Genomic DNA, 10,757 nt, shown 5'->3' with positions numbered 1-10,757 from the left:
GATCTACATGTGGAGCACGCAAGAGGATGGCACGCACCCCCCTGAGGTGGGCCTCAATCGGCTCACCCTCTACTGCATGGGGCAGGACCGGCCGGAGATCGTCGGTTTCGGCTCGAGTATTGGATTCGATACCGCCTACTGCGACCGCCATCCTGGCATCAAGCTATGCGAACACCTACCCAAGGAATAGTCATCGCCCTGCTCGCTGTTATCCTGGAATCGCCAGCATCATCGTCGAACCCCTGGGGTTGAAGACATATTTGCCGGACAGCGCAACCTTGACTCTGTGATCCACGCGGTGCGGTGTAGTCGAACCGTGCGTGACCGCGTAAAGCTCGCCCGCGAGATAGCGGCGAGGTCGAAGCCCCCGCTTCATCGACACAAGACCTGAGCGCCCGCAGACCCTCGCTGGCATGAAGAAGCTCGCGCGGGCGGTTGCTGCTCGGAGTGAGCCGCGTTTCATCACCATCCGCCGCGAGCGCGGCGGCGGCAAGGTCCCACTACACAGAAGAACAGTTGACGGTAATGCGCGGCGGTCTTACCGCTGAGGAGTACCGTTGGAAGCTGATCCGCAAGTGGGGAAAGCACTAAGTCTCAGGGCTTAGTCCGATGCCAGCCATGCAGACCCCGCACATTTCAAGGTCTTGGTGAGAGCCTTCCTTTGCGTGCCAAATATCGCGCCAGGGAACTACCCAGCCGCATCGAGTTCTATAACTCGGTCCATATTGTAGTTTTGTCTCAAGAACGACATGAATCAGTTCATCGCGAGGATCAATCCAACGAAGGTCGCTTGCCTCGGACATCTTAGCCCCTCCGTCCCTGCGGCTTGCCGAGCATATCGGCCTGATGCCACGGCTTGACCGACAGCAAAGAGCCGCCGCACTCGGCGCAACGCAATCTCGTTGAGAGCTGCGCCAGCGTGAGCCCCATCGAGATGCGTGGCAGCCAGCTCATCGGGCGCTGTCGGATCACGCGGCAGCGCGGGCAGAAGCACTCAATGTGAGTAAACAGTACACGCTCCTGGCGGCGGTCGTTGGTCCTGCCAAACACGGGCGCGCGGCAAAGTTCGCGAGAAGCCGTGCGGAGAGGCCAAATCTTCGCCTGGTCCGGCGAGCGCACGAAGCTAGCCAACAAGTGACTCCGTAACGTTTCTGGATCACTCATTCCGTTGCACGCCAGCACGAAGAGGCGACGCCGGATGTAAGCCTTCGTGCCTTCGTCGATCCGGCCTCGCCGGCTTTCGAGAACGGAACACACCTCGTCAAAGACCCACTGCAATTGAGCGAGGTCACCGTCAAGAAACACCGTCTTCGGGGACTGGATAGAACGCATTGCACGCTCCTGCTTATTGGTATGCGGAAGCGCAAATGATCTATTCGTTCAGCCACCGGAGCCCATGTTTGGCCGCGTGCCGGCGACGGCGAAGTGTGTGCCTTTTTCGGGGCAATAGCGAGTGAGTAGTCTCGCGATGCAACATGCCCCTTCATTTCCCATCGCGGACGCTCCAGCCATCGGAGGTTGTGTTGCGGCTCGATGACGCGCCCAGTGTCATTTCTTCTTTGACCATCCCCCAAGGCCGCACCGATTTGCCTCTAAACGCGCCAAAGACTGTGATATTGAACTCTCGAGACTGCGTTGGGGAGGAGGAGCCGTGCCGCTCAGTCCGTCGCTCTCGACCTCTCGCTTGGTCGAGGTGGCGCAGTACACCCGCGAGAGACCGTTACTTGCATATGGCGTAGCTGCCGGCGCGGTCGCCGCCGCGACCTTCCTCCGCTGGGTGATCGGCCCTTACGCGATGCAGGGCACGCCCTTCATCACCTACTACCCCGCGATCCTGTTAGCGACGTTCCTAGGCGGACTCTGGCCCGGCATTCTGGCGACGGCTGCATCGGCTGTGCTGGCTTGGTTTGCATTTATCCCGCCCCAATGGAGCCTGGAGGTCGGTCGGCCGGAAGCCGTCTCGCTCACGCTCTTCATCCTGGTGAGCGCGCTCAATGTCGCGCTGGTCAACCTGCTCAATAAAGCCATCGAGCGCGTAGTCTCGCACGAGAGGAACATCCGCGTCCTCGTCGAGGCTGCGCCAAACGGCATCGTCGTCGTGGACGATCATGGTGTCATCAAGACCGTGAACCGCGCAGCAGAGGCGTTATTCGGCTACGACCGCCGGGAGTTGCTTGGTCAGGAAGTCGAGTTATTGGTTCCCGAGGCACAGAGAATAACTCACGTATCTGAGAGGCGGCGTTATCAGCTCGATCCTCAGCCTCGGCTCATGGGTGGCGGACGGGAGCTGAGCGGACGCCGCAAGGACGGGAGCGAAGTTCCGGTCGAGGTCGGGCTCGCACCCGTCAGTCGCAATGGGCTAAGTGCCGTCCTAGCAACGGTGGTGGACATATCCGAGCGCAAGGCCGCGCAGGAGCGGCAGCAGTTTCTCGTTCGCGAGCTGCAGCACCGGTCGCGCAACCTCTTCGCCGTCATCCAATCGATCGCTGCCTTGAGCATCAAGGCCGAGGAGGCCAAGAAAGCTTTCGAAGGGCGGCTGATGGCGGTCGCACGCGCTCACGACATGCTCGCCGATGCGGTCGGAAGCGGCGCGCCTCTGGAGGAGATCATCAAGGCCGAACTGTCCGCGTTCTCCGAGCACCTGACGCTCAGCGGATGCGAACTGGCGGTCAACGCCGCCGCCGCTCAGCAGTTCTCGCTCATCGTCCACGAGCTTGCGACCAACGCCGCGAAGTACGGAGCACTCTCGACGCCGAGCGGCCACGTGTCGATAGAGGGGAGGCTAGTGCGCACGAATGGCGAGGATATCCTTTCGCTCCTCTGGAAGGAGAGCGGCGGGCCGCCGGTCAAGAAACCGCTTCGCAAGGGCTTCGGCAGTACCATCCTGCTCGACGTTGCAAAACAGTTCGGGCACCACGCTGAGATGACCTTCGACATAACGGGAGTGACCTATGAGCTGCGCGTTCCCGTCAGCGCGATCCAGGCGGGTTTAGCCCCCGCGCGACCTGCCTTGCACGGTTGAGGAGCGGAAAAGAAAGCCCCGGCAACGGGCCGGGGCTTGTGTCGGTGCTGCGCGCGGGGAGGGGGCGCACGGGGGTACTGGGCCGATCACGTGCATCAAAACGCGGTTGGTGTTGGTTTAGTTCCGCATACGGATTAGGTGTCGTGGCCACCAGTCCTACGAGGCGAATGATTGGGCGCCACGACGCTGCCTACAGCAAATCGCCGAGCGATGGCGCCGGCGGCACGCAATATTTGTACTGCGTCAGGCAGCGGCTGAAGCACCTGACCCGGTCGGGACAGCGGGCGAGACAAAGATTGTAACGAGTCTTGCAGTAGTTCGCGGCATAGCGCGATGCCGCCTCGGCGCCGGTTGCGCCCGGAGCGAACGCGAGCAGCACCAGCATCAGGCACCCGGTCAACACGGCAATCAGCGTCTTCATGTTGCACCTCGCTGCCGCAGATTGGGCGAATCGAGCATAAGCCAGGACGGTACGCCGCAGAAGGGCGTTGTGCCGCTGCCGGCGGGACGCCCGATCGGCGGGAGGTCTTTTTTCGCGGAGGCTTCGGCGGCGTCCAGCTGCGACGCACGTACGCGCCTGCGCCGATCGGTAGCAGCCTGCTAAACGGCGGCGAGTGCTACATTTTCCTCGGCGCGAGGGACGGGGATCTCCTCGCGCACATGGAGGGAAAAGATGCGCAAAATCCTCACATCGCTTGCCGCCGGAGCGGCCTTGCTCGCCGCTTGCTATGCCTTCGAGGCCAACGCGACCATGGGTGTCGCGGCCGACGGGCTGAAACAATCGGCACGGCAATTTTCGCCGGTCGAGACCGCCGACTGCGCAGGCCAGGGCTGGTTCTGCCCCAAGGGCGCGACCTTGCAGTGCGATCCGATCTGCGTGTGCGTGACGTGCGGCGCCCATCCGCTTGCGCACAAGCACCATAAAACCTAGCCGCGCGAGAGCACTATCCCTTCGCATGACGGCTGCGCGGCGTCGCCCAGCCGTCATCCTGCCTTCACACACCTGACGCCCCTTCGTGTCCAAGATTTAATGCGAAGAGGGTTGGCGGGAAGCTTGCGAGCACCTTACAATTGGCCGCTGAAGGTGGGGATCATCCAGGAGCGTCGGTTATGAAATCTCTGGAGAGAAACATGTCCATGTCGAGGAACTTGGCGAGACTGAAATATTCGACACCGGCGGTCCTGGTCGCCTTAACGTTGGTGGCAGCGTCTTCTTACGCCGTCGCCGAGACGAGCCAATCCAAGGCGAAGCCCAACGCCATGTCGGCCGAATCCCATTCGGCGAGCACGGCGCAGGCGGCATCTGCACAGGCTGCCGCGAAATCGATGCCCACGGCCCAGCTGCTTTCGTCGAGCGCCGCTCAATCGGCGGGAGCCCAGGCCGCCGTCAAATCGGCACCCGCGGCGCAACTCCTTTCGGTGAGTGCCCCCCAGGCGGCGGGTGCGCAGGCCGCCGTCAAATCCGCACCCTCGCCGCAGCTCCTCTCGGCGAGCGCCGCACAGTCGGCCGGAGCGCAAGCCGCCATCAAGTCCGCCCCGTCCGCCCAATCGCTGTCCGAGGCCGCCGGGCAGTCGGCCGTTCAATCCGCGCCGCAGGCGAGCGTCGCCGCAATGAGTGCAGCTGAAGCGGCCTCGCCCCATCTCGCCCAAGCGGCGGCGGCGCCCCAGGAGGCCGTCCAGAACAGCGCTGCCGTCCAGGCCGAGGCCGCGTCGCAAGCGGCGCCGAAGCACATTGAGCTCGCTTCGCTCGACAACTCGGCGGGGGCCGGTGCCCAGGCGGCGTTGGTCAAGCCCAATTACGTCGCCGCCAGCCAGTCGGCCAATCAGTCGAAGAAATCCTCACAAGGCGTCCACGCCCCCGAGAAGGGCTCGAAGCTCGCCCGCGGGTCCTATTCGGCCTCCAAGTCGGCCGCCTTCGCCGCCAAGGTGCAAAAAGCCAATGCACCGAAAGCGAGCAGCTTGAAGGTCAAATCGGTCTCCAACTAGCCGCGCTTGGTAATGCGATCGGGCCGCTGCCGGTTGCCGGCGGCGGCCCGATGCGTTTTGCGCGGCGCCTTTACTCCGAAAGCGGGCTGACCACGAGATTGTCGAACTTGAAGGTGGCGGGCTTGTCCTCGGGCGACCCGGCGGTGACGCCGACGACGCCGCCATCCTTGGGCTGAACGCCCTTGAACCGCTTCACCTCGGTCCCGTTGATGATGAGCGTGGCGTCCTTCGGCCTGAGCTGCAGCTCGTAGGCATTGGTCTGGCCGACGCCCTTCTTGATGGCGAGCGAGTTGATCCAGAACAGGTCGCTGTCCTTGCCCTTCACCACGCGCCGGACGACGGCGCTCCCGTCCGCCCACTGGTAGATGTAGTAATAGTTGTCCCAGTCTTGCCACCAGAAGATCAATCCGATCGGGCTACTGTCGGGCACCGGCGCGTCGGCAATGGTGAGATCCACGCACACATCGGCTCCGTCGTTCTTGGTGGCGAAATTGACGTGACCCGCCCATTGCTTGATGACGAGCGCCCCCTCCTCGACATAGAAGTTGTCGTCAGGGTCGCCCCACGTGCCATCGAGAAACTCGAAATCGTCGCTGAAGATCGCATTGTCCGGATCGCACGCGGCGAACGCGGGCGTAGCCAGCAACCAGCCGAACAGAAGCGCTGCGCCGGCGCCGGCCACCAAACTTGAACGAAACGTCATAATCTACCTCCCTTCGTCGTCCGGACGATCCGGATCGCACCAAACCCTTGCAGCGAGAAGGCCGGCCCGATCGCGACTTTGCGACCAAGGCCGGCCCGAAACGCGACTCGCTTCGTCGTTCACGCCGAGCACGACGGCGTCGAATGTCACTGACCGCTTGGGGTCTCGCTCGGTCCCCCTGCGGTGTCGCCCGGCTCGCTCACAATGAAATTGTCCCACTTGTAGATGCCCGGCTTGTTGTCGGCGGAATAGGCGATGATCCCGACGACGCCGCCGTCCTTGGGCTGCACGCCCCTGAAGCGGGTGACCTGAGTGCCGTTGATGAATAGCGTGGCGTCTTTGGCCCTGACGTCGAGTTCGAGGTGATTGGTCTGGCCGACGCCCGTTTTCACCGCGAGCGACTTGGTCGAAACCACGCTGACATACTTGCCTTTGAGGATGCGGTTCACGGCAACCGAACCGTCGGCCCAATACCACGCATAGTAATAGTTGTCCCAGTCCTGCCACCAGAAGATCACGCCCATCGGACTCGCATCGGGCCCGGGCGCGTCGGCGATGGTGGTATCGACGCAGATATTCGCACCCTGGTTCTTGGTGGCGAAATTAACCTGCTCACGCCAGTCGTGGACGGTCAGCGCTCCCTCCTCGACATCGAAGTGGTCGTCTGGATCACCCCAGGAGCCGTCCAAGAACTCGAAGTCGTCGTCGTAAATGGCGGTGTCGGGATTGCAGTCCGCTCGCGCGGTCCCGGCCGCAAAGAGCAAGACGAGCCCAGCGGCGCCGAGAGCGCCAGTCACCAATCGCAGCAGTTTCATGTTCACCTCGCGAGTTGGGCGGCCCCTCCCGGCCGCCGGGACAAGCTCCTAGACCTGCGCGGCGCCCGCTTCTTGCGGGCCCCGCGCCCCACTTTGCTTCGCGGGACGTGTCAGCACTTTGACAGCGTCACGCGGCAGCGAGCATGCGGATGGCACGCTCGATTCAATATGAGTGTCGAAAACAGGATGGTTGGAGCTGTCGCCGGCCGAACTCGCGGCAGGCGCAGCAATCACGCCGATGCATGCGGCGGGGACGGTGTCAGCCAGATCAGGCAGGCAAACACGCACACTTGCCTCCCTGAGGCAGCATGGTCCTTGACGACTGGCAAAATCTTACCGGCGAAAGATGACATCTTCAAGCGTCGGGTCCGACGCAAGATCATCCGGCGTTGCGGCCGTGAAAGCCCTGTAGTCCCGAATTAACTAGCGGGTCGGCATCGGCTTTTCGCCGCGATAGTCGTAAAAGCCGCGCTTCGTCTTCCGTCCCAGCCAGCCGGCCTCGACATATTTAACGAGCAGCGGACAGGGACGGTACTTGGAATCGGCGAGTCCCTCGTAGAGCACCTGCATGATCGAGAGGCAGGTATCGAGGCCGATGAAATCGGCGAGCTGGAGCGGTCCCATCGGGTGATGCGCCCCGAGCCGCATGGCGGTGTCGATGGCGTCCACCGTGCCCACGCCTTCGTAGAGCGTGTAGACCGCCTCGTTGATCATCGGCAGGAGGATGCGGTTGACCATGAAGGCGGGAAAATCTTCGGAGACCGCGACGGTCTTGTGCAACGTCTCGACGAAGGACTTGGTGCGGCCGAAGGTGACGTCGTCGGTGGCGATGCCGCGTATCATCTCCACGAGCTCCATCACCGGAGCGGGGTTCATGAAATGCAGCCCGATGAAGCGCTCGGGACGGTCGGTTGCGGCGGCAAGGCGAGTGATCGAGATCGAGGAGGTATTGGTGCCGATGATGGCGTCGGGCTTGAGGTAGGGACAGAGCGCCACGAAGATCTTGCGTTTGACCGTTTCGTCCTCGGTCGCAGCCTCGACCACGAGGTCGGCGTCGGCCAGGGCCTGCAACGTCTCGGCATAGGAGATGCGCGCGAGCGCCTTCTTCTTCTCGTCCTCGGAGATCTTGCCCGAAGCCACTTGGCGGGTGAGATTTTTGTCGATCGTGGCGATCGCCGCGTCGATCTTCTCCTTGGCGACGTCGTGCAGCGCGACGTCATAACCGGATAGCGCGACGACGTGGGCGATACCGCTGCCCATCTGTCCCGCGCCGATAATGCCGACCTTGCGAATGGGTTCCACGTCAGACTCCCGCTGCGCTTTCGGATCCGTGAGGATCGTGGCGCCTTGCACTATGTCGTCCATTGTCATGCCTCATGAACCTGCTTCTTAGTAGCCCGCCTTCTTCAGTTCGGCGTCGAGCTCGGGCAGGACTGTGAACAGATCGCCGACGAGCCCATAATCGGCGACCTGGAAGATCGGCGCCTCGGCATCCTTGTTGATGGCGACGATCACCTTGGAATCCTTCATGCCGGCAAGATGCTGGATGGCGCCTGAGATGCCGACGGCGATGTAAAGCTCGGGCGCCACCACCTTGCCGGTCTGCCCGACCTGATGGTCGTTCGGCATGTAGCCGGCATCGACCGCGGCGCGGCTTGCGCCCACCGCGGCGCCGAGCCGATCGGCCAGCGGCTCGATCAGCTTCTTGAAGTTCTCGCCCGACTGCATGCCGCGCCCGCCCGACACGACGATGCGCGCGGATGTGAGCTCCGGCCGTTCGCTCTGGCTGATCTCGGACCCCTCGAAGCTCGACAGCCCGACCGCTGGCGCAGGCGAAACCGTCTCGACCGGGGCGTTGCCGCCTTCGCCCGCGGCGGCGAAAGCCGTGGTGCGCACCGTGGCGACGACCACCTTGTCGGTCGCCTCGACCGTCTCGAGTGCGTTGCCGGCATAGACCGGGCGGACGAAGGTATTGGGCGACTTGACTTCGATGATGTCCGAGACCTGCGCCACGTCGAGCAGGGCGGCGACGCGCGGCAGCACGTTCTTGCCCGTGGTCGTCGCCGGGGCAAGAAGGGCGGTGTAGCCGGGCATGAGCTCAAGCACCGTCGCGGTCACCTCTTCGGCGAGCCGCTGCGCCAGATGCGGCGCTTCGGCGAGCAAGACCTTGCGCACGCCTTCGAGCCTGCTTGCAGCCTCCGCGACGGCACGGCACCCCTCGCCCGCGACGAGGATATCGACGTCGCCGCCGATGGCGCGCGCCGCGGTCAGCGCCTTTGCCGTCGCCGGCGCCAGCGCCTTGTTGTCGTGCTCCGCCAGCAACAGCACCGCCATCAAAGCACTCCCGCCTCGTTCTTGAGTTTGTCGACCAGCATGGCCACGCTGTCGACTTTGATGCCGGCCTCGCGCGCCTTCGGCTCGGCGACGGCAATGAGCTTCAGCCGCGGCGCGATGTCGACGCCGAGCGCCTCCGGCGTGGTTTCGTTGATCGGCTTCTTTTTGGCCTTCATGATGTTGGGAAGCGAGGCATAGCGCGGCTCGTTGAGCCTGAGATCGGTGGTGACCACGGCAGGCTTTGCGAGCTGGACGGTCTCCAACCCGCCGTCAACCTCGCGCACCACTTTCACTTTCGCGCCGTTGAGCTCGACCTTCGAGGCGAAGGTGCCTTGCGGCCAGCCGAGCAGGCCGGCGAGCATCTGGCCGGTTTGATTGGAATCGTCGTCGATCGCCTGTTTGCCCATGATGACGAGGTCGGGCTTCTCGTTCTCGATCACGCGCTTCAGAAGCTTGGCGACGGCGAGCGGCTCGATTACCGCCTGGTCGGTCTTGACCAGGATGGCGCGGTCGGCGCCCATGGCGAGCGCCGTGCGCAGCGTGTCTTGCGATTTGGCGCTGCCGATCGAGACGGCAACGACCTCGGTGGCCTCGCCCCGCTCCTTGATGCGGACGGCCTCCTCGACGGCGATTTCGTCGAACGGATTCATCGACATTTTCACGTTGGCAAGGTCGACTCCGCTGCCGTCGGATTTGACGCGGACCTTGACGTTTGCATCGATGACCCGTTTCACGGGAATGAGAATTTTCATGCGGCTACAGTTCCCCGCACGCTAGTTTGACTGGCCCCCCTGACCCAGCCATCTCGCACTTGCGAAATGGCCGCGACCGTACTGCCGGGCCTGCCTCAAGTCAATGGTTTCTGAGGTTTTCGGGCGCCTTTCAGGCGCCGCTTCTGGTCTTGTCGAACAGCACTACACCGCGCCGCCGCATAAACAGGATCAGCACCGCGCCGGCCGCAAGCCCGCCCACATGGGCCCACCAGGCAACGTTCTCCTCCCCCTCGATCAGGAGATTGACGAACTGGGCGGCAATCCAGATGCCGAGCGCCCAGGCGGCGGTGATCTTGATGGGAATGCGCCACAGCGCGAGGATCCACACCTTAACCTTGGGGTGGAGGATGAGGTAGGCGGCGATGACGCCCGCCACCGCGCCGGAGGCGCCGATCAGCGGCAACTCGGAGTCCGGCATCATCCAGGCATGCAGCACGCCGGCGAAGATCCCGCACATCAGATAGAACATGACGAAGCGGAGATGCCCCATGGCATCTTCCACGTTGTCGCCGAATACCCACAGAAACGCCATGTTGCCGATGAGATGGATCCAGCTCCCATGGATGAACATGTAGCTCACGAGCGTGAAGCGCTCGGGGATGGGAAAGGCGCCGGTAGCGAAGATCGAGCCGCTCGGCGCGCCGCCGGCCATCAGCTTGGCGGGGATCACGGCGAACGCCGCGGCGTTCTCGTCGTCGAGGGGAAAGAACCATCCGGTCTCGAAAATCGTGTAGATGGCCACATTGATGACGATCAGCGCCGCCGTCACATATTGGAAGCGGATGCGCTTGAGGGGATTCGTGTCGTGGAGCGGAATGAACACGGTGACACCCTCGACCCTCGCTACCGGTTCTTACCCGGCACCCAGGTCACGTCGGCCTTGCCCTTGTCGTTGGCGTGGCGCGCGGCCACGAACAGGAAATCGGACAGCCGGTTAACGTAGCGGAGCGCCGCTTCGTTCACGGGCTCGTCGGGCCTTGCCGCGAGCGCCACCATCAGCCGCTCGGCGCGCCGGGAAATGGTGCGTGCGAGGTGAAGATGGCTCGCCGCCGCCGTTCCGCCCGGCAACACGAACGAGCGCAGCGGTTCGAGCTCGGCGTTGAGCCGATCGATCTCGCGCTCGA

The 10,757-nt window shown here is 63.4% G+C and carries 13 protein-coding genes; 4 read left to right on the top strand and 9 right to left on the bottom strand.

Annotation, left to right across the window (positions count from 1 at the left end; all coding sequences use genetic code 11):
• Positions 1-190 (top strand): hypothetical protein (locus tag VFB18_RS07805; protein WP_324973182.1); only part of this gene is annotated, 190 nt, incomplete at its 5' end.
• Positions 191-804: 614 nt separating this feature from the next.
• Here the strand turns inward: VFB18_RS07805 and VFB18_RS07800 are convergent.
• On the bottom strand, positions 805-1,332 hold the full coding sequence (locus tag VFB18_RS07800) for a hypothetical protein (RefSeq protein ID WP_324973179.1): 528 nt from the start codon (positions 1,330-1,332) through the stop codon (positions 805-807).
• A gap of 319 nt (positions 1,333-1,651) precedes the next feature.
• On the opposite strand from VFB18_RS07800, the gene VFB18_RS07795 reads away from it, so the two are divergent.
• Positions 1,652-3,022 (top strand): PAS domain S-box protein, encoded by a 1,371-nt coding sequence (locus VFB18_RS07795; RefSeq protein ID WP_324973176.1) that lies wholly within the window; start codon positions 1,652-1,654, stop codon positions 3,020-3,022.
• A gap of 190 nt (positions 3,023-3,212) precedes the next feature.
• Here VFB18_RS07795 and VFB18_RS07790 read toward each other — a convergent pair whose 3' ends face one another.
• Entirely contained in the window at positions 3,213-3,443 is a 231-nt protein-coding gene (locus VFB18_RS07790) for a hypothetical protein (protein ID WP_324973173.1), read from the bottom strand.
• Between the two features lie 252 nt (positions 3,444-3,695).
• On the opposite strand from VFB18_RS07790, the gene VFB18_RS07785 reads away from it, so the two are divergent.
• A complete protein-coding gene (locus VFB18_RS07785; protein ID WP_324973170.1) occupies positions 3,696-3,953 on the top strand; it encodes a hypothetical protein in 258 nt (85 codons plus the stop codon).
• 206 nt (positions 3,954-4,159) lie between these two features.
• On the top strand, positions 4,160-5,008 hold the full coding sequence (locus tag VFB18_RS07780; RefSeq protein WP_324973167.1) for a hypothetical protein: 849 nt from the start codon (positions 4,160-4,162) through the stop codon (positions 5,006-5,008).
• Positions 5,009-5,078: 70 nt separating this feature from the next.
• On the opposite strand, the gene VFB18_RS07775 is transcribed toward VFB18_RS07780, so the two are convergent.
• From VFB18_RS07775 to VFB18_RS07745, 7 genes are all read right to left on the bottom strand, one after another.
• Positions 5,079-5,711, bottom strand: coding sequence for a hypothetical protein (locus VFB18_RS07775; RefSeq protein ID WP_324973164.1), 633 nt, complete (start codon positions 5,709-5,711; stop codon positions 5,079-5,081).
• 146 nt (positions 5,712-5,857) lie between these two features.
• Positions 5,858-6,526, bottom strand: coding sequence for a hypothetical protein (locus tag VFB18_RS07770; RefSeq protein WP_324973161.1), 669 nt, complete (start codon positions 6,524-6,526; stop codon positions 5,858-5,860).
• Positions 6,527-6,949: 423 nt separating this feature from the next.
• Positions 6,950-7,828: a 3-hydroxybutyryl-CoA dehydrogenase gene (locus tag VFB18_RS07765; RefSeq protein ID WP_324973158.1), complete on the bottom strand. Its 879-nt coding sequence runs from the start codon at positions 7,826-7,828 to the stop codon at positions 6,950-6,952.
• Positions 7,829-7,915: 87 nt separating this feature from the next.
• Complete coding sequence (locus tag VFB18_RS07760) at positions 7,916-8,860, bottom strand: electron transfer flavoprotein subunit alpha/FixB family protein (protein ID WP_324973155.1); 945 nt, start codon at positions 8,858-8,860, stop codon at positions 7,916-7,918.
• On the bottom strand, positions 8,860-9,612 hold the full coding sequence (locus VFB18_RS07755) for an electron transfer flavoprotein subunit beta/FixA family protein (protein ID WP_324973152.1): 753 nt from the start codon (positions 9,610-9,612) through the stop codon (positions 8,860-8,862). Before VFB18_RS07755 ends, VFB18_RS07760 begins: the two co-directional genes overlap by 1 nt.
• Positions 9,613-9,742: 130 nt before the next feature.
• Positions 9,743-10,456 carry a rhomboid family intramembrane serine protease gene (locus VFB18_RS07750; protein WP_324973149.1) on the bottom strand — a complete coding sequence of 238 codons (714 nt, stop codon included), beginning with the start codon at positions 10,454-10,456 and terminating at the stop codon, positions 9,743-9,745.
• Positions 10,457-10,476: 20 nt separating this feature from the next.
• On the bottom strand, positions 10,477-10,757 hold a 281-nt coding region (locus VFB18_RS07745; protein WP_324973147.1), incomplete at its 5' end, for an ATP:cob(I)alamin adenosyltransferase.

The sequence above is a fragment of the Methyloceanibacter sp. genome, assembly GCF_035650995.1.
GTDB lineage: Bacteria > Pseudomonadota > Alphaproteobacteria > Rhizobiales > Methyloligellaceae > Methyloceanibacter.
Note: the sequence above shows the minus strand (reverse complement) of the source record. Positions and strands in the feature narration are given on the sequence as shown.

What these genes read in the sequence shown, in the direction of transcription:
- VFB18_RS07800 (WP_324973179.1), bottom strand. Translation starts at nt 1,332, where the DNA reads ATGCGTTCTATCCAGTCCCCGAAGACGGTGTTTCTTGACGGTGACCTC.
- VFB18_RS07790 (WP_324973173.1), bottom strand. Translation starts at nt 3,443, where the DNA reads ATGAAGACGCTGATTGCCGTGTTGACCGGGTGCCTGATGCTGGTGCTG.
- VFB18_RS07785 (WP_324973170.1), top strand. Translation starts at nt 3,696, where the DNA reads ATGCGCAAAATCCTCACATCGCTTGCCGCCGGAGCGGCCTTGCTCGCC.
- VFB18_RS07780 (WP_324973167.1), top strand. Translation starts at nt 4,160, where the DNA reads ATGTCGAGGAACTTGGCGAGACTGAAATATTCGACACCGGCGGTCCTG.
- VFB18_RS07775 (WP_324973164.1), bottom strand. Translation starts at nt 5,711, where the DNA reads ATGACGTTTCGTTCAAGTTTGGTGGCCGGCGCCGGCGCAGCGCTTCTG.
- VFB18_RS07770 (WP_324973161.1), bottom strand. Translation starts at nt 6,526, where the DNA reads ATGAAACTGCTGCGATTGGTGACTGGCGCTCTCGGCGCCGCTGGGCTC.
- VFB18_RS07760 (WP_324973155.1), bottom strand. Translation starts at nt 8,860, where the DNA reads ATGGCGGTGCTGTTGCTGGCGGAGCACGACAACAAGGCGCTGGCGCCG.
- VFB18_RS07755 (WP_324973152.1), bottom strand. Translation starts at nt 9,612, where the DNA reads ATGAAAATTCTCATTCCCGTGAAACGGGTCATCGATGCAAACGTCAAG.